At 61.9% G+C, this 24,369-nt stretch carries 19 protein-coding genes; 8 read left to right on the top strand and 11 right to left on the bottom strand.

Translation table 11 applies throughout. The annotated features are described in order from the left end of the window. Nucleotides 1-8 precede the first annotated feature (8 nt). The gene (argF, locus tag AACL53_RS00095; protein WP_339081226.1) at nt 9-992 is read right to left on the bottom strand and encodes an ornithine carbamoyltransferase; all 984 of its coding nucleotides are present in this window, start codon (nt 990-992) and stop codon (nt 9-11) included. Next, nucleotides 989-2,164, bottom strand: coding sequence for an aspartate aminotransferase family protein (locus AACL53_RS00090; protein ID WP_339086837.1), 1,176 nt, complete (start codon nt 2,162-2,164; stop codon nt 989-991). Before AACL53_RS00090 ends, argF begins: the two co-directional genes overlap by 4 nt. Before the next feature lie 663 nt (nt 2,165-2,827). On the opposite strand from AACL53_RS00090, the gene AACL53_RS00085 reads away from it, so the two are divergent. Then, the gene (locus AACL53_RS00085; protein WP_339081224.1) at nt 2,828-3,391 is read left to right on the top strand and encodes a GcrA family cell cycle regulator; all 564 of its coding nucleotides are present in this window, start codon (nt 2,828-2,830) and stop codon (nt 3,389-3,391) included. Between the two features lie 240 nt (nt 3,392-3,631). Continuing rightward, complete coding sequence (ppk2, locus tag AACL53_RS00080; RefSeq protein ID WP_339081222.1) at nt 3,632-4,645, top strand: polyphosphate kinase 2; 1,014 nt, start codon at nt 3,632-3,634, stop codon at nt 4,643-4,645. A gap of 34 nt (nt 4,646-4,679) precedes the next feature. Here ppk2 and AACL53_RS00075 read toward each other — a convergent pair whose 3' ends face one another. Beyond that, complete coding sequence (locus AACL53_RS00075; RefSeq protein WP_339081220.1) at nt 4,680-5,537, bottom strand: hypothetical protein; 858 nt, start codon at nt 5,535-5,537, stop codon at nt 4,680-4,682. Then, nucleotides 5,534-7,246, bottom strand: coding sequence for an AAA family ATPase (locus tag AACL53_RS00070; RefSeq protein WP_339081218.1), 1,713 nt, complete (start codon nt 7,244-7,246; stop codon nt 5,534-5,536). Before AACL53_RS00070 ends, AACL53_RS00075 begins: the two co-directional genes overlap by 4 nt. A gap of 116 nt (nt 7,247-7,362) precedes the next feature. Here AACL53_RS00070 and AACL53_RS00065 point away from each other — a divergent pair, with 116 nt between their 5' ends. Then, nucleotides 7,363-7,860: an MmcB family DNA repair protein gene (locus AACL53_RS00065; RefSeq protein ID WP_339081216.1), complete on the top strand. Its 498-nt coding sequence runs from the start codon at nt 7,363-7,365 to the stop codon at nt 7,858-7,860. A gap of 47 nt (nt 7,861-7,907) precedes the next feature. Here the strand turns inward: AACL53_RS00065 and AACL53_RS00060 are convergent, their stop codons facing one another. Together AACL53_RS00060 and AACL53_RS00055 are read right to left on the bottom strand one after the other, a co-directional pair. Continuing rightward, nucleotides 7,908-8,474, bottom strand: coding sequence for an ActR/PrrA/RegA family redox response regulator transcription factor (locus tag AACL53_RS00060; RefSeq protein WP_339081214.1), 567 nt, complete (start codon nt 8,472-8,474; stop codon nt 7,908-7,910). 158 nt (nt 8,475-8,632) lie between these two features. Then, nucleotides 8,633-10,030, bottom strand: coding sequence for an ActS/PrrB/RegB family redox-sensitive histidine kinase (locus AACL53_RS00055; protein ID WP_339081212.1), 1,398 nt, complete (start codon nt 10,028-10,030; stop codon nt 8,633-8,635). 133 nt (nt 10,031-10,163) lie between these two features. Between AACL53_RS00055 and AACL53_RS00050 the strand changes: the two genes are divergently transcribed. Both AACL53_RS00050 and AACL53_RS00045 read left to right on the top strand, forming a co-directional pair. Then, nucleotides 10,164-10,775 (top strand): SCO family protein, encoded by a 612-nt coding sequence (locus AACL53_RS00050; protein ID WP_339081210.1) that lies wholly within the window; start codon nt 10,164-10,166, stop codon nt 10,773-10,775. A 182-nt stretch (nt 10,776-10,957) separates the two neighbouring features. After that, nucleotides 10,958-11,749, top strand: coding sequence for a M48 family metallopeptidase (locus AACL53_RS00045; protein ID WP_339081208.1), 792 nt, complete (start codon nt 10,958-10,960; stop codon nt 11,747-11,749). Here AACL53_RS00045 and AACL53_RS00040 read toward each other — a convergent pair. After that, nucleotides 11,729-14,107 carry a transglycosylase domain-containing protein gene (locus AACL53_RS00040; protein ID WP_339081206.1) on the bottom strand — a complete coding sequence of 793 codons (2,379 nt, stop codon included), beginning with the start codon at nt 14,105-14,107 and terminating at the stop codon, nt 11,729-11,731. The two genes, AACL53_RS00045 and AACL53_RS00040, sit on opposite strands and share 21 nt — an antisense overlap. Nucleotides 14,108-14,378: 271 nt before the next feature. On the opposite strand from AACL53_RS00040, the gene AACL53_RS00035 reads away from it, so the two are divergent. Together AACL53_RS00035 and AACL53_RS00030 are read left to right on the top strand one after the other, a co-directional pair. Then, on the top strand, nt 14,379-16,169 hold the full coding sequence (locus AACL53_RS00035) for a cation:proton antiporter (protein ID WP_339081204.1): 1,791 nt from the start codon (nt 14,379-14,381) through the stop codon (nt 16,167-16,169). Nucleotides 16,170-16,252: 83 nt separating this feature from the next. After that, nucleotides 16,253-16,723 (top strand): DUF4112 domain-containing protein, encoded by a 471-nt coding sequence (locus AACL53_RS00030; protein WP_339081202.1) that lies wholly within the window; start codon nt 16,253-16,255, stop codon nt 16,721-16,723. 272 nt (nt 16,724-16,995) lie between these two features. Here the strand turns inward: AACL53_RS00030 and gyrB are convergent, their stop codons facing one another. Continuing rightward, on the bottom strand, nt 16,996-19,449 hold the full coding sequence (gyrB, locus tag AACL53_RS00025) for a DNA topoisomerase (ATP-hydrolyzing) subunit B (RefSeq protein ID WP_339081200.1): 2,454 nt from the start codon (nt 19,447-19,449) through the stop codon (nt 16,996-16,998). Nucleotides 19,450-19,596: 147 nt separating this feature from the next. Then, complete coding sequence (recF, locus tag AACL53_RS00020) at nt 19,597-20,769, bottom strand: DNA replication/repair protein RecF (RefSeq protein WP_339081198.1); 1,173 nt, start codon at nt 20,767-20,769, stop codon at nt 19,597-19,599. Between the two features lie 134 nt (nt 20,770-20,903). On the opposite strand from recF, the gene AACL53_RS00015 reads away from it, so the two are divergent. Beyond that, the gene (locus AACL53_RS00015; protein ID WP_339081196.1) at nt 20,904-21,248 is read left to right on the top strand and encodes an endonuclease domain-containing protein; all 345 of its coding nucleotides are present in this window, start codon (nt 20,904-20,906) and stop codon (nt 21,246-21,248) included. Between the two features lie 130 nt (nt 21,249-21,378). On the opposite strand, the gene dnaN is transcribed toward AACL53_RS00015, so the two are convergent. Together dnaN and dnaA are read right to left on the bottom strand one after the other, a co-directional pair. After that, nucleotides 21,379-22,497, bottom strand: coding sequence for a DNA polymerase III subunit beta (dnaN, locus tag AACL53_RS00010; RefSeq protein ID WP_339081194.1), 1,119 nt, complete (start codon nt 22,495-22,497; stop codon nt 21,379-21,381). Nucleotides 22,498-22,848: 351 nt separating this feature from the next. After that, nucleotides 22,849-24,369 (bottom strand): chromosomal replication initiator protein DnaA, encoded by a 1,521-nt coding sequence (gene dnaA / locus AACL53_RS00005; protein ID WP_339081192.1) that lies wholly within the window; start codon nt 24,367-24,369, stop codon nt 22,849-22,851.

Below are 24,369 nucleotides of genomic sequence, written 5' to 3'. Positions count from 1 at the left end.
ACAATCCCTCAGGCGCCGAAGCACCATGCAAGAATGGCTTTCTGGGCATGCAGCCGGTTCTCGGCTTCGTCGAAAACGACCGACTGCGGACCTTCGAGAACGTCCTCTGTCACTTCATGCCCGCGATAGGCTGGCAGACAGTGCATGAAAATCGCGTTCTTGGCTGCCATGCCCATGAGCTTCGCATCGACGGCGTAAGGCGCCAGCATCTTCTTCCGCCGCGCCGCATCGGACTGGCCCATCGAAACCCACGTATCGGTGACGACGCAATCGACGCCTTTGACCGCGTGCACGGGATCGGTGCCGATCTCAACATCGCCATTTTCGCGCCGGACCCACGCGATCGCTTCCTCTTCCGGAAAGAGTTCTTTCGGAGCTGCGATCTTGAGCTTGAATCCGAAACGAACAGCGGCATGCATCCACGAAACCGCAACGTTGTTGCCATCGCCCACCCAGGCGACCGACTTGCCCTCGATCGAACCCAAATGTTCTTCGAACGTCTGGATGTCGGCCATCACCTGGCAAGGGTGGCTCTTCTCGGTCAGGCCGTTGATGACGGGGATCGTCGCGTAACGCGCGAGCTCTGCGAGCGTCGCATGCTCGTTGGCGCGGATCATGATGCCATCGGCATAGCGCGAGAGAACGCGCGCGGTATCGGCGACGGACTCACCGCGGCCGAGCTGCAGATCGGTATGATTGAGCGTCAACGCGCCGCCGCCGAGCTGGCGCATCGCGATATCGAATGAAACGCGCGTGCGCGTCGACGGCTTCTCGAAAATCAGAACGAGAACCAGATCCTCGATGTCCTTCGGACGAAGCGCCGGAGGCACGCGTTTGCCGGCCTTTTTCATCGCATGGGCTGCATCGATGATGCCCCGCAGCGTCTTGCTGTCGAGATCGGAGATGTCGAGAAAATGCCGGACGGTCCGGGCAGTTTGTTTCGTGGTCATGACTTGCGGAGCTTTCTCCAGCTCTTTCGAATAGCCGGTCATCGGGACGTCTCGCGGGCGACACGGGTGAGAGCGCGAGAGAGGGCCCTGAGCCCTTCGCCGATCTCGTCCTCAGTCGCAATGAGGGGTGGAAGGACGCGGACACTGTTGTCGCCGGCGCCGACGATGAGGAGCTTCTCCTCGTTGGCGGCCTTGACCACCTGCGGCGGCGCAACGTGGGCCTTGAGTTTCAGTCCCATCAACAGACCCGCGCCGCGAACCTCTTCGACGAGTTCCGCGTGCTGATCCCTGAGGCCCTCGAGACCCTGCTTCAGACGCAATGTCTTTATCTGCACGGCCTCGAGGAAACCGGGCTCTGAGATAACGTCGAGAACTGTCGAAGCGACGGCCATCGCCAGCGGATTGCCGCCGAACGTGGAGCCGTGCGTGCCGGGCGTCATCCCCTTGGCTGCGTTCGCCGTCGCCAACACGGCGCCGACAGGAAATCCCCCGCCGAAGCCCTTGGCGATCGCCATGACATCCGGAGTGATCCCCGCCCATTCGTGCGCGAAGAGCTTGCCTGTCCGGCCCATGCCGGTCTGAACCTCGTCGAGCACGAGCAGCAGCCCATGCTTGTCGCAAAGCTCGCGAACGGCTCTGAGAAATTCCGGCGAGACAGCCCTGACGCCGCCCTCGCCCTGAATGGGCTCGAGCATGATCGCGGCCGTCTCCGGTCCGATTGCGGCTTCGAGCGCTTCGAGATCGCCGAGATCGACATGATCGAACCCCTCGGCGGCCGGGCCGAAGCCTTCGAGATACTTTTCGTTACCGGCAGCAGCGAGCGTCGCGAGAGTCCGCCCATGAAACGCGCCGCGAAAAGCAATGATGCGCTGGCGATTGGGCTCGCCCGATACATAATGATAGCGCCGCGCAACCTTGATCGCGCCCTCGCAGGCTTCTGCGCCCGAATTACAGAAGAAGATCTGCTCGGCAAACGTCAGCCGCGTCAGCTTGTCGGCCACCGCCTCCTGGCCCTCGACACGGTAAAGGTTCGACGTATGCCAGAGTTTCTCGGCCTGTGCCTTTAGCGCCGCGACGAGTTGCGGATGCGCATGACCCAGCGAATTGACCGCGACGCCGGACCCGAAATCGAGATAGCGCTCGCCGGTCTCGGCGGTCAGCCAGCAGCCCTCTCCGCGCACGAAAACGATGTCCTGACGGGCGTAGGTGCCCATCACAGCCGTTGACGGTCCGCCGGTTTCGGAAGCGCTACGGGAAGCTTTCCCCAGCGCTGCAGGGGAAGAAGACATGATGCGTGGATTACCCTGAGCAGAAAATCAAAAAGCCGCCCAATTCCGGCGGCTCAATCACAACCCCTGATAACGCCTGCGCCTATTCCTGTCAATAAATGCTCGGATTTGACCATTGAGATCGCGGGCCGAATTGCCAATGCCACCGCCTTATGGTTGAAGTGGGGGAGGACATACACGAAAATCAGAGATATCCCCTGGCGCGAATCGTCTGTGGCGCAGTCGCCACTTCTCCCTGTCAATACCCCCTAGCTTGCAGCTCTGGCTTGTAGACGGGATTCAGCATGTTGTAACTTATCGTTGTCAGGCCACGAGATATGGCGGCGCCAGCCGCTTTTCCTTGGATGTGTATCGGCCCTGACCGCGCCTTGGGCAACCGCTTGTTAGCGGACCGCCCGTGTTTCGTGCGCGTTCCTGTTCTGCGTCTCCTCAAGTTTTTGCGTTTGTAACCGGTCGGGACCGTCGTCCTCAGCCGTCGCGTCGTGTTCGTTCGCGCGCGTTGGCTTGGGCTCGATTGCGGCCGGGTAACTGCGGGCACCGGGGGGTGCACCGCCGCTGTTCTGCGGCTCGAGAGGGAGCAATCTACGGATGTCTTGGACTGATGAGCGCGTGGACCTTTTAAAAAGGCTCTGGTCGGAAGGACTGAGCGCCAGCCAGATTGCAGGCCGCCTTGGAAGCGTGACGCGCAATGCCGTCATCGGCAAGGTGCACCGCCTTGGTCTGTCCGGCCGGGCAACGACTTCGCGAATGAAGTCGCACCGTCCCCGCACCCGATTGGCGAATGCGAAGAGACCGGTGAAGCAGCGCTTCGCGCAAGCCGGAAATCCTGCCGTGCGGGCACTCTATATCGACGCCGAAACTTACGTGGCGCCTGCGGAAGAGATCGAAATTCCGGTGGCCGAAAGAAAAACCATTCAGACGCTGGGCGAGTGCAGCTGCCGCTGGCCCATCGGCGACCCGCAAACCTCGGAATTCCATTTCTGCGGCCGCGCCAAGGTGCCGTTGCTGCCCTACTGCGAGGTTCATGCCCGGCGCGCGTTCCAGCCCGTCGCACCTCGTCGCCGCGATCGCCCGGAAATCGAAGCGCCGGTCACAGCGAGCCTGCCGGCTCCCGCGATCGCAGGCTCCGACCCGACCAAGCAGCGGGCCTGAGAACGATTTCTGAGATCCGGTAACCGGATCTCGCACCACGTTTAACCATCGGTATGCCGGGGGGCTTGGCCGGTGGAAGAAGAGAGAAAGCCAGCAGCCGCGGGGGTGGCTGCTGGCTTTCTCATGTCCGCTTCGGATCCACCCGCTTCAGAAGAACTCGACAATCCGTCTCGCGCGATGACGCCAGGTGGCCACCCTGTGCTAGGGTGCGCCCGCTTTGTCCGGCAACGGAGACGATAAATGGGCAAGAACAAGCACAAAGACAAAAAGCCCGGCGAGCCCCCGGACGAGTCTGACGAGTTCGAGCCGCTTACCGACGAGGCAGCGACCGTTGGCGGTCGCCACAACGGCTCCGAACCGTCCAACGACGTGTCATCGGGCGATCGCCACGGCTCGACCTTGCCCAAGGGCTACTCTCTCGATCCTCCGAAACTACCGAAGGAGATTGATGACGCGGCGATGCGCTCCGGCGGCTACCCCTACGACAAGCGCATAGATCGCGAAGAGTACGAACAGCAGCTGCTGACGCTGCAGATCGAGCTGATGAAGCTGCAGAAATACAATCTCAAAACCGGCAATAGAATCCTCTGCCTCTACGAAGGTCGCGACGGATCGGGCAAGAGTTCGTGCATCAAGGCCTTCAACGAGCACATGAACCCGCGCAACACCCGCACCGTTGCTCTGCCGAAGCCGACTGAAACAGAACGCGGCCAGCTCTACTTTCAGCGCTACGCGGTGCATCTGCCGAGCGCCGGCGAAATCGTCCTCTTCGACCGGTCTTGGTATAACCGCGCCGGAGTCGAGCGCGTGATGGGCTTTTGCACCCCGGACCAGCTCGCGGTCTTCCTCCGCGAAGCACCCGAGTTTGAAGGCCTCCTCGTCCGCGACGGCATAAAGCTATTCAAATATTATTTGCCCATCGGTCGCGAAATGCAGTTGAAGCGCTTCTACGAGCGCGCAAAAAATCCATTGAAGCAGTGGAAGCTGTCGGCCGTCGATCTCGCGTCGCTCGATAGATACGACGACTACACGCGCGCCGAAATCGATATGTTCCGTTTCACCAGTACGGCGATTGCCCCCTGGACCGTCGTTCGCGCCAACGATCAGCGCCGCGCCCGCTTGGAAACCATCCGTCACGTCTTGCTTTCGATCGAATACGAAGGGCGCGATCTCAAAGCCATCGGCAAGCATGACCCATTGATCATCGGCTCGGGGCCTGCGTTCTTCTATCCGCAAGTTGAAAAACAATCCTGACGCCGAACCTGCGCCGCGTTGGCCGAAGGTGACCTTAGCGAACGAGCAGGATCGGCGTACGCGCGACGACGGAAGCGCGCGCCACCTCGCGGCCATCGGCCAGCGCCGAACCGCCGAAAACGGCGATCGTTAAGCTCGGCCTCAGCCGCGCGATGAATTCCGTCAGCGCGCCCGGAACACCGAAGGTCGGACGCGCATCCTCGAAAACGATCGGCAGGCTGGATTCAGACGCCAGCAGTCGCGACTGCCCTTCGATGTCTGCATATCCATCCGCGGTGTCGGCCGCGATCACGATATGCACGGGGGCCCGCGGCGCCGAAAGGCGCTCCGCCGCGCGCAGCATCGACGGCAGCCGATCGGCATCTTCGACGACGACCACGACGCGCGATTGCGTCGATCTCTGTTCGCCACAGAGCAAAAATCCTGTCGCGCCGCCGACGTTGGCAAGCAGTGTCCCGATGACGGAATCGCTGTGCGAGGCGGGCATACGCGCCAGCGCAACGATGTTCCAAGGTCCGCGCTCGTCGCACATCTCCGAAATCCGGTCGACGGCATCGCCCGCGGCGAGCGTGTGGCGCACCGTGACGCCGCGAGCCGCACCGGCCTTGTCGACAGCACGGCGGCAACGCGCGACGAGAAGTTCGAAACGCCGGTCGTATTCGACGAGAGCGCTCACCTCGGCGCGCGCGGCGTGTCCAACCATGCGGACAGGCACGCCGTCTGCGTCGCCGGCAGTTCCATCGGAAACGACAACCGTTTCGATCTCGGCCCCATAAGCGGCAGCCAGCAGAACGGGTGCTTCAAGCCGCGACGCCGGATAGTCGGCTGCGGGATCGAGCCAGAGGACGACCCGGCCCGAAAGCTCCGAAGCTTCAGCGACATGCGCAATCACGGCGTGGCGCCGTCGGCGCGCCGTGACAGCGCTTCGGTAAGATCGGCAGCACGTATTTGCGACGCCGATTGGTCTGCGGCGATTGCATCCGCCTCCTGCAGAAGGTGCAGAAGCGCGATACCGGCCAGCGATACACGTCCGCCGCCGCGGCGAACCGCATCCTTATAGATCAGCGGCGCCACAGCCCCATTGAGCGGTCGAAGTCCATGATCCGACGCCATCCGCGCAGCGCCCTTGGCGAAGTCGCTTTCGCTGAGTTCCGCGATCGGCACCGTCTCGGCAAACTTCGCGACATGCGGAAAGTGCCGCGCGACGCCGGGCTCGATGGCTTCGAGCTTCGACCAAGATTGCGCGTCCGCGATGAGCACGATGGTCGCCATCAGCGGGATCGGATCGGCTTTGACGCCGACGCCCGCCGCATTGACCGGCACGATCTCTTTGCTGCGAATGGCGGCGCTGAGCGCAAGCCACGTCGCCGGATCGGCAGCAAGCCGCCAAGCCTCGATGATGACGATGCCGGATCCCGCCCGCATCAAATGGCCGGGAAGAAGCACGGCAAAACCCAGCGCATCGCGGCTGATTTCGCCGAGGAGGTCGGTTGCCGACGCCGTCCGCGCGATGACGACATGGCTGCGCACCGATGGATCGGCGAAGTGCCCGTCATCGCAATCGAGAACGACCGGCGGGACAGCCTTTTCCGTCCCCATGCCGCGCACCGCAAAAGTCATGAACGTTTCTTCGACCGCATCGAGGGCGCTCGCGAGGGAGGCATCGTCCGGATAGGATTTCTTGATCGCCGCAAGACCGGGGCGAACGGCGCGCAACGCCGTCTGCCGAAGCAGGGCGTCGTGCTTTTCGCTTGCGCCGAATTCGGCTTCGGGCAGCGTCGCGACGATGGATTGCAGCTCGTCCTCGAACGCGGTGATCTTGGCTTCGACGTTCCGCTTCATCGAATCCGGAAGCGCACGAAAAACATCCGACCTGACGACGCGGCCTTCGTGCATCGGCGCGAGCACATAGCCATCGAGCGATTTGACGACGGCAATGTTCTGCGCTTCCGCGCGTTGGCGCACCGGCTCGACCGCCTTTTCGCTGTGGTATCGCATCTCTTCCTCGAGCAGATCGAGACTGATGCGATGCTCTTCGCTCTTGAGATAACGATTGAATGCGGCCCAGGCCTTGGCCGTGACTCCGCGAACCTCGCGACGGACACGCACGCCCTCGCCCGCCGGCAGGGCGAAGCCCTTCGCGCGCGACGGTGCATCGTGATCGACGACGTAAATCCAATCCGGAGCGGGCGACCGCGCCACATCCTTGGCGATCGCTTCGGCAAGTCCAAGTCGGCCAGTGCCGGGCTGCCCCATGATGACGAGATGCTCGCCACGGCTTGCCTCCAGCGCCGTTCGAATTTTTGCGATGGCGCGTTTCTGCCCGAAGAAGTGCGTCTGTTCGATTGGTTTGATCGGCGCCAAGCTGTTCGCCGTCGTCTTCTCTGTGGGTTCGCTCTGCCCGTCCGCCGTCGAAACATCGGCCAGACGATCTGCCAGACGATCCGCCAGACGGTTCGTCATGAGTGTCACGACATTGGTCAGTGGCTCGGTTGCGCTACGCGAACCCGCCCCAGCGGACGAAGCTTTGGTCGCATCCTCCTCGCCGGCGGTAGCCGGAGCTTCGGCTTTTTTCTCCGCCCTGCTGCGCCAGAAAACCATTCGCACGATCTCTCCCCTGGAGACTCTAACGACCATCGCCGGCTTGTCGGGTGACGAGAAGGCCGCCCCCGCCGCCCGCTTGTCACCGACAGTCGCACGGGCATAATGGCGGCACCATGACCGACGACCCGTCATCCGTAACGAATCCTTACGCCGCGGCTGCTCCCGCAGAAAAGACCCGGGATTACGAACGCGCCCGCGCTATTCTGCGCGGCACGCAACGGCTCCTCCGCTCCCTCGACTTCGAAAGCGTCAGCGAAGTCTCGCTCGCCAACGGACGCCGCGCCGACATCCTGAGCATCCGCCGCGATGGTCAAATCTGGATTGTTGAAATCAAGTCGAGCATTGCCGACTTCCGCGCCGATCAGAAATGGCCGGAGTACCGCGACTATTGCGATGCGTTGCTCTTCGCAGTCGCACCGGATTTTCCGACGGAAATTCTACCCGCCGATACCGGGCTGATACTGGCCGACGCCTATGCGGGCGAGATGGTGCGAACGCCGCCGCACCATCCATTGGCAACCGTCCGGCGCAAAGCGGTGACGCTTGCACTCGCGCGCACGGCATCGATGCGGCTGCACGCCGAACTCGATCCGGGCTTCGGAATAGAATGAAGGCCTGAGCGCAGCCTGAGTATCGCAAAGCGCCCGAGCCTGCGCCGTTATTTCGGAGCGCGCTTCGCGAGGATGCGTTGCAGAGTGCGGCGGTGCATGTTCAAGCGGCGCGCCGTCTCGGAGACATTGCGATTGCAAAGTTCATACACGCGCTGGATGTGTTCCCAGCGCACGCGGTCTGCCGACATCGGGTTCTCTGGCGGCGGCGCCTTGGAATCCGTCGGCGCGAGAAGCGCATCCGTAACGTCGTCGGCGTCTGCAGGCTTCGCGAGATAGTCGACGGCGCCGAGCTTCACAGCCGTAACCGCGGTCGCGATGTTGCCGTAGCCGGTGAGAACGATCGCGCGCGCATCGGGGCGAGCCTTCGCCAACTCGGCGATGACGTCGAGTCCGGAACCGTCCTCGAGGCGCATGTCGACAACAGCGAACGCCGGAGCCTTTTCGCGAATGAGATCGACACCTTCAGCAACCGAATGGCCAAAGCGCACTTCGAAGCCGCGAAGCTCCATCGCGCGCGCCAGACGCTGCAAGAACGACCTGTCGTCGTCGACGATAACCAACGAGCGGTCGGCTGGTAATTCATCCTGCTTGAAAGACAGGTCTTCGGTAACCAAAGTAGCCTCCCGGATCACGTATTATCCGTTGCTTTTTTCATGACGGTACATAATCCATCGCCGCCTACCCGGCCGCAACCCCTTACGCAAGCAAAAAACAACCCAAAAGGTTACTATCGGAGCAAAAGAAGGTCGGCCATTCGTGCCAAATTGCCAGATTAGGCGATTTGCGAGGCCGAAGCCCGCCGGCCAGGCCAGGCGAAGGCGCCCGGCGGAAGCTCGAAAGCGGCCCTTGGCCATGAGATCTGAACATTGGCTCCGTGCCGCGGCGGAGTGAGGTTTGAAAACGCAACCGTAGCCCCAGACCGCTCGAGCAGCGTCTTCGCGATGAAGAGACCGAGCCCCAACCCCGAGTGGCCGTGGTCGCCCTTATCCTCGAAGCGCCGCGTCGTAACGTAAGGCTCGCCGATGCTGTCCATCATCTCCGGCGCAAAGCCCGGACCATTATCGGTGATCGTAAAGAAGACGTGCGACCCGTTCCAGCGCGCGCTGATCTGCACCTCTGATTGCGCAAAGCTGACGGCATTCTCGATAAGATTGCCGAGACCGTAGATCACGCCCGGCCGGCGATGTGCGACCGGCTCGATCCTCACCTCATCGTCGAGACCCGGCAACGAGCTTGCGGAAATGATGATGCGCTTGCCGGAGTTGCGGTGCGGCGCCGACGCCTCTTCGAGCAGTTCTATGACGCTCAGACTTGCGTGCATCGGATCCTGCTCGTCGGGCTTCCGCGTGAGCTTCTGCAGAATTTCGCGGCAACGCCGGGCCTGACTGTGAAGAAGTTGCAGGTCCTCGCGATACCGGCTGTCGCTGCCGAGCTCGTACTCGAGTTCCTTTGCAACGAGAGCGATCGTCGACAGCGGAGTGCCGAGTTCATGCGCTGCCGCAGCCGCCAATCCGTCGAGCGCGTGCAGCCGCTGCTCGCTTGCGAGAACCATATCGGTCGCAGCCAACGCTGCCGACATCTGGCGGGATTCCTTGTTCAGCCGCCAAGTAAAGAAGGCCATGAAAGCCATGGACGCGATCAGCGCCAACAGCTCGCCGACCTTGTAATCGGAGGGAAGTTCGAACCGCGTCCCTTCGCGCCATGGCAGCGGGTAGTGAAAGTTGATGAGCAGCATGCCGGCGCCGATCACGCCCGCTCCGAGGATGAGCGTGTAGCGCGGCGGCAAGGTCGCCGCTGCGACCGTGACAGGCGCGACGAGCAAAACCGAAAACGGATTTTGGATACCGCCGGTCAGATAGAGAAGGCCTGCAAGCTGAACGACATCGTAGACGAGCAGACCGAACGCGAGCCGGGTGCTGAGGCGGTGGCGCACCGGAAACCGGATCGACAGAAACACGTTCAGCCACGCTGAGAGCGCGATCAGAACGAGACAGCTTCCGATGTTGAGCGGGAAGCCGTAAAGCAGCGTCACCGCCGCGATCGCCGCGAGCTGACCGAGAACCGCCATCCAGCGAAGACGGACGCTCGTCAAAAGACGGAGCTGACTCTCGCGTTCGTTTACGATGCCCTTGAGAACCGGCGCGGGCGCGCTATCAGAAGGCATGCTCATGAATTGATGAATCCGTTTCAGTGTCGTGACCGCAAGCCGCATATCGCTCGCGCTTGCACGCCTGCATTAGAAAGCCGACATGTTATCAGCTTAGCTACATTCTTACCCAAAGGGCGATGGAGACATCAAGCTAATGAACCGTACGACGATTGGGATGATCTTCGCTGGCCTCCTAACTGGCGCTGCGCTTGCCTTTATTGCGCTGAAAGTGCCCGCGCCTACGGTAAATGGCGAAGCCCAGGTTACCGGCAAAGCGACCGTTGGCGGCCCCTTCAGCCTCATCGATCAAACCGGCAAGCGCGTCACCGAGAAGGACTTCCTCGGGCGCTACATGCTGGTATTCTTCGGTTTCACCAATTGTCCCGATATTTGCCCGGCGGGCCTTCAGGTGATGTCGGCTGCGCTCGACAAGCTCGGCCATCGCGCTGACGATATCGTGCCGGTCCTCATCACCCTCGATCCCGAGCAAGATACTCCCGAAAAGCTCGCGACGTATGTGAAAAGCTTTCATCCGCGCCTCGTCGGCTTGACGGGAAGCGACAGCGACATTGCCGCGGCTGCGAAAGCTTATCGCGTTTTTTACCAGAAAGTTCCGGACGACAAGGATCCCTCGCGTTACAGCATCGATCACTCGGCGATCTTCTATCTGATGGATAAGGATGGAACATTGCTCGCGCCGATCCCGCACACGAACGACGTTGATCAGCTCGCTCTCGCGATCGACAAAGCAATTCTTAAGCAATAGCGGCGATTCGTTCCTGAGACCGGAGCGCCACACTTTCACATGCTGCAATCGACTCCGGACATTGACGCTGGAGCAAGAAGCCGAACCTTGTTAGGTCTTCTTAGTGCTGCATTGATCCGGCACACACGAACGGTACTTCGTTGCATCGATAAGATGCGCGTCGGCTTTTGGGGGCAGAGCGCATGAGGATCATAAATGGACATCGCGCCATCGACCTGAGTTCAAAAACGCGATCGGTCCGCCTCGAAGATATCGGCGCACAGTTCGAAGTTCGTCGTCATCCGGGCGCACGCCGTTTGACATTGCGCGTCAGTCGCACGCGCAGAGCAGTGATCGTCACGCTTCCTCTGCAGTGCGATCTCGATGAAGCAGGCACGTTTCTCAACCGGCACATCGATTGGGTTCGCGCCCGTCTCGACAGTCTGCCGAACCACGTTCCTTTCGAAGATGCAGCCGCGATGCCGCTCCGCGGCACGCCTCACACCATCTCCTTCACGGGCAACCCGCGCACGCGTGTGATCACCGTCGACGATCGCCAGGGTCGTCGTCCCTCGATCATCGTCCCCGGCGATAAAGAGCGCGCACCCGATAGGCTCACCCGGTTCCTATTCGACGAGGCGAAGCGCGATCTCGCGGCAAGCGTCGCCAAGTACACGCGTCCTCTTTCGGTCAAGGCGACGCGCATCGGCATCCGCGATCAAACGAGCCGTTGGGGATCGTGCTCCACGACGGGAGCGCTTTCATTTTCCTGGCGCTTGATCCTGGCGCCGCCCTTCGTGCTCGATTACGTCGCCGCACACGAAGTCGCTCATCTCGCGGAAATGAATCACGGACCGCGCTTTTGGGCGCTCGTCAAAAAGATCTGCCCCGACTTCGAAACCGCCAAACAATGGCTGCAGGTTCTGGGCCCCGATCTTCATCGTTATGGGCCGCCGCACGGCCAGCCCGTAAACTCACCACCAGCTGGTGAATGACAAAAACCCGCTCTGTCCTTGAGGCGCAGCATTTGGCGCTGCGCCGCTGGCGGTTTTAACTTCGCCCGGCGTCGTCCCCGAAATCGCGCGCGACACGAAAGCTTCATCGATCTCGTCGGCCGGATGATTTTTCGCAGACGCTGACGGCCCGCTCGCATCCGCCGACAGCGTCTGGCTGCCGCCCAGCCGCTCTTGCGCATCGCGCCCCGGCGTCCATGGCAACACTTCTTTCGCCTCGACGACGCGCGGCGGCCGCGTCGCGGTCGAAGCGGCAACAAGCGGACTGATGCCGAAGTCGGCCGCATCGGCGTCGGCGTTTCCGATGACCGTTCCCGGCAATGGCTCAGGCGCGAGACCTTCGTGCGCAACGCGCATGACCTGCTTCCAGATTTCGGCTGGAAGCGTGCCGCCGGTTGCGCGGTTCATGGGGCGGCCGTTGTCATTGCCAACCCACACGCCCGCGGTCAGATGGCTGGTGTATCCGATGAACCAGGCATCGCGAAAATCCTGGGTCGTCCCGGTCTTGCCGGCGACAGGTTGATCGGCGAGCGCGGCGCGCCGTCCCGTACCGTAAACGACCGCCGCATTCAGCATGTCGTTCAACGCACCGAGCCTATCCGCCTCCGCAATCCGCGTATGGGCGGGCGGCTTCAATTCGAAAAGCACACGGCCCTGAGCCGTCGCGACGCGGACGATCACGTGCGGGTCGACGACATCGCCGCCGTTCGAAAACGCCGTATAAGCCCCCGCCAATTCCAGCAGCGTGACTTCCGACGTTCCGAGCGCGAGCGCCGGTCCTTCGCGCAATTCGGATTTCACCCCGAGGCGCTCCGCAAGATCGGCCGCCGTTCCGCGCCCGATATCCTGGTTGAGGCGCACGGCCACCGTGTTGACCGACTGCGCCAAGGCGCGGCGCAGCGTGATGGGCCCAACGTACTCGTTCTTATCGTTCTTCGGCGACCAGCCCCCAATCGTGATCGGCGCGTCGTTCGCAACGGTCGAGGGCGACATCCCGCGCTGCAAAGCAGCGAGGTAGACGAACGGCTTGAACGCAGAGCCCGGCTGGCGCTTCGCCTTGATGGCGCGATTGAACTGGCTGTCGGCATAATCGCGTCCACCGACGAGCGCGCGAATGCCGCCATCGCCATCGAGCACGGCGACGGCCGCCTGGCTTGCACCGAGCGCCGTCCCCTTCTGCGCGAGGCTATCCGCGACGATTTCCTGGGCGCGCCGCTGCAATGTCTTGTCGATCGTCGTTTCGACGACGAGATCGGTATCGTCGCCGCCGGTGATCGCCTCCACCTGCTCCAGCACGTAATCGACGACGTAACCGGAATCGACGGATGCCTTGGCCATCTTCTGCTCGTTGAAGACCAGCGTCTGCGCCAGCGCCTGCGTCTGCTGCGCTTCCGATATGAAGCCCGCGTCGAACATTTTCGAGATCACGACACGCGCACGCGCACGCGCCGCCCCGGGGCTCGCAGCCGGCGAATATTTCGATGGCGCTTTGAGAAGCCCGGCGATGAGCGCCGCTTCCGGCAATGTCAGCTCGCGAGCCGACTTGTCGAAATAACGGCGGCTCGCCGCTTCGATACCGTAAGCCCCGCCGCCGAAGTACACCTGGTTCAAATAAAGCTCGAGGATCTCGGCCTTCGACAGCCGCACTTCGAGCCACAACGCCAGACCGAGCTCCGCGATCTTTCGCGTCAGCGTCCGGTCCTGTGTCAGGAATAGGTTTTTCGCCAACTGCTGGGTCAGCGTCGAGCCGCCCTGAGCAAATCGCCCCGCGCGCAAGTTCGCGAACATCGCCCGGATCATTCCGACGGGATCGACACCGTAATGATCGAAGAACCGTCGATCCTCCGTCGCGACGACGGCGGCGGGCACGACTTTCGGCAGCTGATCGAGGGAAACGTACTCGCGCGGCGCGCCCCGCTCGGTCAACGTCGAACCGTCACGCGCCAGAACGCGCACGAGCGGCGCGTGCGCGGTGTTGCGGATCGCGAGCGGATCGGGAAATACGACCGTGTAATAGACCATCATCACGGCGAAAGTCAGCATCAGCAGGCCCGCCCCGAGCACACCAGCGCCGAACGCCAACCGGTATTTGAGTTTCAGCTGGCTGAGAAATCCGCGCCGCATGGGGACCGTTGGCGCCAACTGCTGTTGCGGCGGCTGTTGCGCGTTGAGTTGCGACAGGTCGGCCGTCGCCTCGTCCGACCGGAAGGCCTGCGTCGCAACGGACTGAAACGAACCCGGCAGCGTCATTTCAACCGGCGCTGCGGGACGGCGGCCGCCGAGCAGCAGCCCGCGGACGAGCCACAGTGCAAAACGCAAAGCTGCAGCAATGGCGCGCAATACGGTCAAACCTCGAAGGCGGAGTTGGTCCCTTCGCCGTCCAGCCTCTGAAAAGCCTGATCTGAAAAGGGTAGCGGGATAATTCCGCTCATTGTTATCGGACGATGGCTAAGGTCGCGTTAAACGCCGCGTCATCGGCCGAAGTCCGAACTCATCCGCTGAGTGAGTTGTAGACACTGCAAATGAGCAACGCGGGCGAACAGAAATAATATGACCTGTGGAATCTGACTTCGCGGACCGCCATAGTGGCGTGACTCAACAAGGAGAATCGATGTCCGTTCCGGTCGATCTGGCTAGTTACAAGGATACGCTTTTAGTTCTCGGCACTGCTGGTGTCGTCGTTCCCGTCTTGCACCGCTTCGGCGTCAGTACGGTTCTTGCTTTTCTTCTGACCGGCGCATTCTTGAGCCCAGGCGGCCTCGGAGCCCTTGTCCCCCACCTGCCTCAGCTTTCCTATCTGACGATTACCGACCCCGAACGATTATCGAAATTTGCAGAGTGGGGCGTCGTTTTCCTTCTCTTCATCATCGGTCTCGAGCTTTCCTTCGAACGTCTCTCGACGATGCGGCGCTTGGTGTTCGGCCTCGGCGGTTCTCAGGTCGTCGTCTCGGCAGCCCTCATCGGTCTGGTTGCCTATGCGCTCGGCCAGCCTCCGGCCATTGCGCTCGTTATCGGTGCCGCCCTCTGCCTGTCCTCGACGGCCATCGTCATCGAGTTGCTTGCCTCCCAAAAGCGGCTCGCGACGTCTGTCGGAAGAACCACCTTCTCGATCCTCCTCTTTCAGGATCTCGCGGTCGTCCCGATCCTCATCCTTGTCGGCATTCTCGAGCCGGGAAATGACGTGTCGATCGTCACCAAAATTCTGACCGCGCTCGCACAAGCAGCCATCGCGCTGATCGCGATCGTCGGCGTCGGCCGTTTTCTGCTTCAGCCCCTATTCCGCCTTGTAGCTCAGACGCATAACGCCGACCTTTTCATCGCCGCCACCCTGTTCGTCGCGGTCAGCACGGCCTTCATAACGGCCGCCGCCGGTCTGTCCCTGGCACTCGGAGCGTTCGTCGCCGGACTCATCCTCGCGGAAACCGAATACCGCAGAGCCGTGCAAGCGACCATCGAGCCGATCAAATCGCTGCTACTCGGCGTGTTCTTCTTTTCAGTTGGCTCACAGCTCGACATTCAATCGCTGATAGCCGAGCCGGCCGCGATCCTCGCGACGACCGTCGGCCTGCTCGGACTGCAGGCGGTCATCATCTACGTATTGGCCCGCCTCTTCAGCGTCTCGAAATCGGCTTCTATTGAATCGGCCCTGCTGCTGGCGCCCGGCGGTGAATTCGCCTTCGTGATCCTGACGCTCGCGCACGCGTCGCAACTTATCAATCAAGAGTTGATGAGTATCCTGCTCACCGCCGTATCGATCACGATGGCGTTGATACCTGCGTGCGCCAAGCTTGGCCGCAAGTTCGCCAAACGGTACGTCCCAGCGCCGAAGATCGATCCGGAATTGACCGTGACGCCCGTCAGCGACGGCAGCGTCAAAGCTCTCGTCGTCGGTTACGGCCGCGTCGGACAATTGATCGGCGACATGCTGACCGAGCACAGAGTCTCCTACATCGCCGTCGACCGCGCACCAAATCTCGTCGCCAATGCGAGGCGCGAGGGCAAGCCCGTGTACTACGGCGACGTGACGTACGCGGAATTCCTCGAGCACTGCGGCCTCGATACGGCCAAGGCGGCGATCATCACGATCCATAAGGAAAGCGAGATCGACGCCATCGTGAAGTCTTTGCGCAAAAGTCACCCGAATTTGCTCATCGTCGCACGCGCCAAGGACGCAAACCACGCGCGCCATCTCTACGAAATCGGCGTCAACGATGCCGTGCCGGAAACAATCGAGGCGAGCCTCCAGCTCTCGGAGGCAGCCCTCGTCGGTCTCGGCGTTCCGACAGGCCCCGTCATCGCCTCCATTCACGAGAAGCGCGATGAGTTCCGCACTGAGCTTCAGAGTGCGGCCAAAAAGGCGGGAACCGAGACGCGCGCATTTCCGCGGAAGCGCTCTAGCTGAGCGCTCATCGAGCGCGCGCGCACCGCCGCAGGTCTTGTGCCGGAACTTGTCGATCCCACATCACGTTTCCGATTGGAGACGCAATGGCGGAGCCGATGTCGACAATGTTCGAACGAATGGACCGAAGCCGCTTCGAAGAGGAATTCGCAGGCTCCCTTCCGGCGGGTGATTTCGACGAAAGCTTCGCGCGCATCGAAGCCTTGGCAAAGGTCCTCGACAGCGCCATCCGCATTCCGGGCACCAGTGTCGTCATGGGTATCGACGCCGTTCTCGGCCTCATTCCCGTCATCGGCGATGCGATTTCAGGGGCGATCGCGAGCTACATCATCTGGGAAGCGCGCCGCCTCGGCGCGCCACGCTGGCTGATCGCCCGCATGGCGATGAATACCGCGCTCGATACCGCTGTCGGCAGCATCCCCATTTTCGGCGATATGTTCGACGTTGCCTACAAATCGAACCTGAAGAACGTCGCACTGCTGAAGCGTCACGCCGATAAGCACAGTGCTCGGTACGGTCGCCGCCCGACCATCGATGCGACCTACACCGTCAGCTGAGAGTAACCTCTTGTCATCCCGGCCGCCGCGCAGCGACAAGCCGGACCCAGGGCGCATCTACCCACTGTCATCCTCGGCTTCATGCCGAGGATCCATCGGGCAGCGGGCACCGTCGATGCGGAACGATGGATCCTCGGGACAAGCCCGAGGATTACAGGTGTGTGAGGGGGCCTCGCTAGTCCCATCCCGGCCGCACAAAGCGAGCCGGGATCCAGAGGCAATTTCCATCCGGAAAGTTTGCTTGGCGCCGCACAGCGCGGGCGCCGGTATCCTCACACGTCCAAGTTCGAAACGTTGAGCGCGTTTTCCTGGATGAACTCGCGCCGCGGCTCGACGACATCGCCCATCAGCTTGGCGAAAATCTCGTCGGCCTCGGCGAGATCGCCGACCTTCACCTGTAGCAGGGTGCGCACGTCCGGATCGAGCGTCGTCTCCCAAAGCTGCTCGGGATTCATCTCGCCCAGACCTTTGTAGCGCTGCAGATCGAGACCCTTCCGGCCCACCTCGTACACCGCTTGGAGCAGCGAACGCGGACCGGTGATGATCTCGGTCTTATCTTTGCGCTTGAGCTTCGCCGGCGTGTTGTAGAGTTCGACGAGATGTTCGTGACGCTCGTTCAAGCGCCGCGCATCGAGCGAACCCAAGAGCGCCCGATCGAGTATCTGAACCTCGGTGACGCCGCGAACCTCGCGCTTGAAGACATACCCGTCGTTGCCGTAGCTGCCCTGCCATCCCGTTTCCATCTCTTCGGCGATGGAATCGAGACGTCCGGCGATCCTCTGGGCAATCTCGTCGGCCCTCTGTGAATCGGGCGTCGACAGGATCGACGCGTCGAACACACCGCCGATGGCGCCCTGCTCGACGACATTTCGGTTATACCGTGAATGCAACGCGTTGATGCCGCCCGCGATCTGCCGCGCCTGCTCGACGACGTCGCGCAAATCCCGGCCCGCCCGCTCAGTGCCGTCGCCGCCGATCAGCACGGCGTCGACGAGGCCCTGATCGATCAGGTAATCCTCGAGCGCCCGTTCGTCCTTCAGGTACGAATGCGACTTGCCTTTCGCCACTTTGTAGAGCGGCGGCTGCGCGATGTAGACGTGGCCCTTTTCAACGAGCTCCGGCATCTGCCGGTAGAAGAACGTCAGCAGCAGCGTACGGATGTGCGCGCCATCGACGTCGGCGTCCGTCATGATGATGATCTTGTGATAGCGAAGCTTGTCGAGCTTGAATTCGTCACGCCCGATGCCGGTGCCGAGCGCGGCGATGATGTTCGTCACCTGCTCCGACGACAGCATCTTGTCGGTGCGGGCGCGCTCGACGTTCAGAATTTTACCTCGGATCGGCAGCACGGCCTGGAACTCGCGCTTACGGCCCTGCTTGGCGGAACCGCCCGCCGAGTCGCCCTCGACGATGAACATTTCCGTTTTCGACGCGTCGCGATCCTGGCACTCGGCGAGACCGCCCGGCAGACGCAGCCCGTCGAGCGCACCTTTCCGCCGCGTCAGATCTCGAGCCTTGCGCGCAGCCTCACGGGCAAGCGCCGCCTCGACGATCTTGCCGACGATGACCTTCGCTTCTTTCGGATGCTCCTCGAACCACGCGCCGAGCTGGTCGCCGACAGCCGATTCCACGACCGGCTTCACTTCCGACGAAACGAGCTTGTCCTTCGTCTGCGACGAAAACTTCGGGTCGGGCACCTTCACAGAAAGCACGCACGTCAAACCTTCGCGCGCATCGTCGCCCGAAAGCGCGACCTTCTCCTTCTTCGCGATACCGCTCTCTTCCGCGTACTTGTTGACGATGCGCGTCAACGCGCTGCGGAAGCCGGCGAGATGCGTGCCGCCGTCGCGCTGCGGAATATTGTTCGTGAAGGTAAGCACGGTCTCGTGATAGCTGTCGTTCCACCAGAGAGCTGCTTCGACCGTGATGCCGTCCTTCTCCGCATGGATCATGATCGGCTCGGGCAGCGCCGACGACTTCGATCGATCGAGAAAACGGACGAAAGCGGCCGTGCCGCCATCGTAATTGAATTCCTGGCGCTTCACGTCGGCATGGCGCGCATCGATCAGAACGATCCTCGCACCGGAGTTCAAAAACGCGAGTTCGCGCAAGCGATGCTCGAGCGTCGCGAAGTCGAATTCCGTTACGTTGTGAAACGTCTCTGTGCTCGGCAGGAACGTGACTTCGGTACCGCGTTCCTCACCGGCGTCGCCGACGACCTTCAACGGCGCAATAGCGTTGCCGTTGTGAAACTCGATGAAGTGCTCCTTGCCCTCGCGCCAGATCCGGCACTTGAGCCAAGACGACAGCGCGTTGACGACCGACACGCCGACGCCGTGCAGACCGCCCGAAACTTTGTACGAGTTCTGGTCGAACTTGCCGCCCGCGTGAAGCTCGGTGAACACGATCTCGGCAGCCGAACGCTTCGGCACCTGATCGTCGTCACGCTTGATGCCGGTCGGAATGCCGCGCCCGTCGTCGCGCACCGTGCACGACCCGTCGGGGTTCAGCGTCACCGTGCAGGCATGCGCATGACCCGCCAGAACCTCGTCGACGGCGTTGTCGACGACTTCGTAGATCATGTGGTGGAGACCCGATCCGTCATCGGTGTCGCCGATGTACATGCCGGGACGTTTCCGAACCGCATCGAGCCCCTTCAGCATCTTGATGCTGTCCTCGCCGTAGTCATCCGGCGCAGGTGTTTTCTTGAGCGGTTGGGCGTTCATTAGCGGGCTTTCTCAGCGGACGGAATTATGGTCCGTTTTTATAGCACAAACCGCCCCGAAAAGCCCTAAAAAATCGTCATAAATCGAGGCCGAAAAGCCCTTGTTTTACAGTGTTTTGGATGTGGCCGTTTGTCCCGATCGGCGGACTTAACGAAGGGCCCCGATCTTTCCCTCTTCCACCCCCCAGAATCGTGCCTTTTCCCGCAGCGCCGAGAACGCTTCCGCGTCCGTCCCGGTCATCCAGGCTTGCGCTCCAAGCCGGAGAATTTCCGCAAACAACGCACCCCTCCGGTGGACGTCGAGATGCGCCGTGATTTCATCGAGGAGGAGAATGGGCGCGGCCCCCTCCTGCCGCTCCGTCAGAAGCTCCGCGTGCGCGAGCACGAGCCCGAGAAGTAGAGCCTTCTGCTCGCCAGTCGAACACTGACGCGCTTCGAGCGCCTTCGGACCGTGCTCGACGATCAGATCGGAACGATGCGGCCCATCGAGCGTACGGCTCGCCGCACGGTCGCGTTCGCGCGTTTCGCGGAGCGTTCGCGCATAGGCATCTTCCGCCTCGACGGCCGAAAGACGCTTGAGATCGTCCTCGATGGTTCCGACGAGCCGGAACGACGACCACGGAAACGCGGAATTTGGATCGCGCTCGCGCCGCGTCTCGACGATTGCAGCCATCGCCGCCACAGCTTCGAGCCGGGCAGCCGCAACCGCGACACCCGTCTCCGCCATCACCTGCTCGAAGCCGGAAAGCTGCGCGTTGTCGCGCACGCCGTCGGCAAGCAGGCGGTTGCGGCTCGTCATCGCCCGCTCGAACCGCCCGGCGATCGTCCGGTAGCTGTGATCGAAGCACAGGATCAAGCGGTCGAGAAAACGCCGCCGCTCGGAAGCCGGCCCCGTGAAAAGCCCGTCCATCGCCGGTGTCACCCAGACGATTTCGAGATAGTCGGCAAGAATGCCGGAACCGGACTGCGCCGAGCCATCGATACGAACGATGCGGCCGGTTCGTCCTGAACCCTCTGCCCGCGCGCTCGTCTGGGAGCCCGCCGCCAACCCAGTGCCGATATCCGCCGGACCCGCGAGCGTATGCGCATGCGCCGCAATCGCGAAACCGCCGTCGCCCCCAGCGCGCGCCAATTCAATGAACGGCACGCGCCGCAAGCCCGTGCCCGGCGAAAGCAGCGACAACGCTTCGAGCAGATTGGTCTTGCCCGACCCGTTCGCGCCAACGATCACCTGCGGCCCCGCGTCGGTCGCAACGCTGGCCGAAACATAGCTGCGAAAATTCGTCAGCGTCAGCCGCTCGACCCACAGGGAATTAAGCATCGATATCATCGGCAGCGCTTATCACCACTCGCGAGATTCTGAAATATTTCTCGATCATTCCCTCTCCCCGTCCGGGCGGGGACAGGGTTAGGGTGAGGGGCGGCACAACTTCAATTTTGACAGGGGGAGCCAGAATGCGCGGGACGCAACCATGGAAAGCAAACCGTGCCCGCGTCCTTCGATCAAACGCGACAGCGGCCAAAGACAAGCTCTGGTTCCACTTGCGCGACCGGCGGCTCGGGGGGGTCAAATTCGTTCGGCAATTCCCGATTGAAAATTATTACGTCGACTTTGCTTGCCGCGATGCGCGCTCGATCGTGGAAATTGATGGCGGCACGCACGATACGCCGTCCGAACTCGCCCACGATTCTAAGCGCACACAAACGTTGATGGCGCTCGGTTACAAAGTTGTCCGCGTTCACAACAATGATATCTGCGAAAACGTCGACGGCGTTTTGGATCAAATACTCGCCACATAAACGGCACGAGACATCTGATCTGGGTCTACCCCTCTCCCAATTGAGTGCAGAAATGGGGAGACGGAACTGATCGTCACCCCACCCTAACCCCTCCCCGTCGGGGAGGAGAAATCGAGCGGCGGACCCCTGCCTACACCCGCATCGGCATGAGCACATAAAGCGCGCTGCCGTCGCCGCCGTCGCGCACCATCGTCGGCGAGCCGGGATCGGCGAGCAGAAACCGCGCATCTTCGCTCTCGAGCTGATCGGCGATGTCGAGCAGATAGCGCGCGTTGAAGCCGATCTCGAGCGGACCGGACGAATAGCCGACGGAAATCTCTTCCGTCGCGCTGCCGCCTTCCGGATTGTTCACCGTCAGGATCAGCTTGTCCTTGCCGACGTTGAGCTTGACGGCGCGCCCGCGTTCGCTCGCAATCGTCGACACGCGGTCGACCGCGCTCTTGAACGATGCGTTCGGGACTTTCATTTCCTTGTCGTTGTTGTGCGGAATGACGCGGCCGTAATCGGGGAACGTGCCGTCGATCAGCTTCGACGTCAAAACGACCGGCCCGATCTCGAACCTGACCTTCGTCTGCGAAACGCCGACTTTGACTTTCGCGCTCGTGTCTTCGAGAAGCCGCGCAAGCTCGTGCACCGTCTTCCGCGGTACGATAACGCCCGGCATGCCTTCCGCGCCCTTCGGCAAAGGCAGCTCCACCTGCGCGAGGCGGTGACCGTCGGTCGCGACCGCGCGCAGCGTCTTGGTGCCGTTGGTCTCGGCCGGATGCAGATAGATGCCGTTGAGGTAGTAGCGCGTTTCTTCCGTCGAGATCGCGAAGCGCGTCTTGTCGATCAGCCGCTTCAAGTCTCCAGCTTCGATCGTGAACTCATGGCCGATCTCGCCGACCGCCAGATCCGGGAAGTCGTCGGCCGACAACATCTGCAGGCTGAAACGCGAATGACCCGACGTGATCGTCAGGCGCTCCTTGTCGCCGTCGCGCTTCATCTCGATCTCGGCGCCATCCGGAAGCTTACGCACGATGTCGTGCAAAACGTGTGCAGGAACCGTGAGCGTACCGGGCGTCGCAACTTTCGCGCTGACGCTCTCGCTGACCTCGCGCTCGAGGTCCGTCGCCTTGAACATCAGAACGTCGCCGGTCGCTTTCAGCATGATGTTCGAAAGGATCGGTATCGTCGTGCGGCGTTCGACGACGCTCGTAACGTGGCTTAGCGCCTTCAAGAGTTCCCCACGTTCGATCTCGAGACGCATATCTATCCTCAGCATTGACTATGAAATTGCGCGTGGAATGGCGGCCTGAAACCGCCGTGGCGTCACGCGCAAAGAACGGTTGGCCCGAAGCTTCCCCTTGAACGGAATCGCCCGCGGAGCAGGATCAGAGCCGAAAGATGGCATCTTTTCAAGCAAGATGTATTGGCCAGCCGAGAACCGGCCAAAGAACCGCCCGGATACGGACCAGAGACAGGCCAGAGAATGGCCGCTCAACCGGCCAGGCCCCCCCGCCGCGCGGCCTTTTGCAGGCCAAAAACGGCGAGGCCGGCACTCCAGGGGGTTGGTGTGCCGGCCCTTCGTCGCATCAGGCCGCAAGGGGTGACTTTGCGGTCAGTGGTTGAGAAGCCTCTTCAGCTCCTCAAGCTCGTCTCCGAGGTTCGGATTCTTGCTGATTTCGCCCTCGATTTTGCGGATCGCATGCAAAACGGTCGTGTGGTCGCGGCCACCGAAACGGCGTCCGATTTCCGGGAGCGACCGTGCCGTCAGATGCTTGGCGAGATACATTCCGATCTGGCGCGGCCAGACGACGGAACGATGACGCCTCTGCGACAGGAGATCGCCCTTCGACACACCGTAATGCCGCGAAATGATCCGCAGAATGTCTTCGATCTTGATCCGGCGCGGCTCGAGATTCTGCACGAGATCGCGAATGACGGTCTCGGCGATATCGAGCGTGATCGGCGTCCGCATATACTGCCACGTTGCATAAAGGCGCGTGACAGCACCCTCGAGCTCGCGGCCGTTCTCCGTAAGCCTCAGCGCCAGAAGATCGACGACATCCCGCGACAGCGAGAACGACGGGTCCGCCGCACGCTTCTCGGCGAGCCGCTTGTCCAGCACCTTGAGCCGCAGCTCGTGATCGAGCGATTGAAGCTCGGTAACGAGGCCGCGCTGCAGGCGCGAACGCATGCGTTCGTTGAGGCGCTCGATCTGATTGGGAGCCCGTGCCGACGCGACGACGACCTGTTTGCCGCCGTCGAGCAGCGCGTTGATGATGTGATCGAACTCCTGCTCCGTACGTTCGCCCTGCAGGAATTCGAGGTCGTCGATCAGCAACATGTTGATGTTGCGGAACCGCTCCTTGAAAGCCAACGGATCGGACGAGCGGAGAGCCTCGACGAACTGATAGCGGAAGCGTTCCGCCGTCAGATACAGTACCTGAGCGTTCGGCGCGCGCTTCTTCACTTCCCAGGCGATGGCGTGAAGAAGGTGGCTTTTGCCAAGGCCGACCTGCGAGTGAATATAGAGCGGATTGTATCCCGGTGCGCCGGAAAGAACCGTTTCCGCGACCTGCGTCGCGCCCGCATGCGCCATGCGGTTCGAGGCGCCGACGACGAAACTGTCGAATGTATAGCGCGGGTCGAGCGGCGAGCCTTCGAGGCCGCCAGCCGACGTTCTCTGCACCGGAAGCACCGGCGCGCGCAAAGCCGCGGGACGCTGCGGAAGATCGGTGTGGGCAGCCGGCGGAGGCGTCGCTGCAATCACCGCATGGTTCGCGTCTTGAGAACGCACCTCGCCCGGTCGCTGCGCAACCGCGCCCGGCTGGCGCCAAACCACTTCGACGCGTTCGACGGTCGCGAACTCTATGCGCGAGCAGTGCAGCAGATGATCGGAATAATGTTCTTGAATCCAGTTGCGGACGAATTTCACAGGCACCGAAACCTTGACGATCCGCCCGTCGAAGCTTTCGAATTCCAAGCTCTTGAACCAGCTCGAATAGACCTCGTCGCCGAGCTGAACCTTCAGCATCGCACGAACCTTCTGACCGCGGCCCTCTACCGCGCTCGTCGGAGACTCGGCGCCCTGTCCGCTACCGACATCCTGAGATTCTGCTTTTTGTGCTGCCTGCAT

This window comes from Hyphomicrobium sp. ghe19 (assembly GCF_902712875.1).
GTDB lineage: Bacteria > Pseudomonadota > Alphaproteobacteria > Rhizobiales > Hyphomicrobiaceae > Hyphomicrobium_B.
The sequence above is the reverse complement of the archived record's forward strand: the minus strand, read 5'-3'. Positions and strand labels throughout refer to the sequence as shown.

Bases quoted from the DNA above. Each gene is read 5' to 3' on its own strand.
- argF (WP_339081226.1), bottom strand. From the start codon at position 992: ATGACCGGCTATTCGAAAGAGCTGGAGAAAGCTCCGCAAGTCATGACC.
- AACL53_RS00090 (WP_339086837.1), bottom strand. From the start codon at position 2,164: ATGGGCACCTACGCCCGTCAGGACATCGTTTTCGTGCGCGGAGAGGGC.
- AACL53_RS00085 (WP_339081224.1), top strand. From the start codon at position 2,828: ATGTCTTGGACTGATGAGCGCGTGGACCTTTTAAAAAGGCTCTGGTCG.
- ppk2 (WP_339081222.1), top strand. From the start codon at position 3,632: ATGGGCAAGAACAAGCACAAAGACAAAAAGCCCGGCGAGCCCCCGGAC.
- AACL53_RS00070 (WP_339081218.1), bottom strand. From the start codon at position 7,246: ATGGTTTTCTGGCGCAGCAGGGCGGAGAAAAAAGCCGAAGCTCCGGCT.
- AACL53_RS00065 (WP_339081216.1), top strand. From the start codon at position 7,363: ATGACCGACGACCCGTCATCCGTAACGAATCCTTACGCCGCGGCTGCT.
- AACL53_RS00055 (WP_339081212.1), bottom strand. From the start codon at position 10,030: ATGAGCATGCCTTCTGATAGCGCGCCCGCGCCGGTTCTCAAGGGCATC.
- AACL53_RS00050 (WP_339081210.1), top strand. From the start codon at position 10,164: ATGAACCGTACGACGATTGGGATGATCTTCGCTGGCCTCCTAACTGGC.
- AACL53_RS00045 (WP_339081208.1), top strand. From the start codon at position 10,958: ATGAGGATCATAAATGGACATCGCGCCATCGACCTGAGTTCAAAAACG.
- AACL53_RS00035 (WP_339081204.1), top strand. From the start codon at position 14,379: ATGTCCGTTCCGGTCGATCTGGCTAGTTACAAGGATACGCTTTTAGTT.
- AACL53_RS00030 (WP_339081202.1), top strand. From the start codon at position 16,253: ATGGCGGAGCCGATGTCGACAATGTTCGAACGAATGGACCGAAGCCGC.
- gyrB (WP_339081200.1), bottom strand. From the start codon at position 19,449: ATGAACGCCCAACCGCTCAAGAAAACACCTGCGCCGGATGACTACGGC.
- recF (WP_339081198.1), bottom strand. From the start codon at position 20,769: ATGCTTAATTCCCTGTGGGTCGAGCGGCTGACGCTGACGAATTTTCGC.
- AACL53_RS00015 (WP_339081196.1), top strand. From the start codon at position 20,904: ATGCGCGGGACGCAACCATGGAAAGCAAACCGTGCCCGCGTCCTTCGA.
- dnaN (WP_339081194.1), bottom strand. From the start codon at position 22,497: ATGCGTCTCGAGATCGAACGTGGGGAACTCTTGAAGGCGCTAAGCCAC.
- dnaA (WP_339081192.1), bottom strand. From the start codon at position 24,369: ATGCAGGCAGCACAAAAAGCAGAATCTCAGGATGTCGGTAGCGGACAG.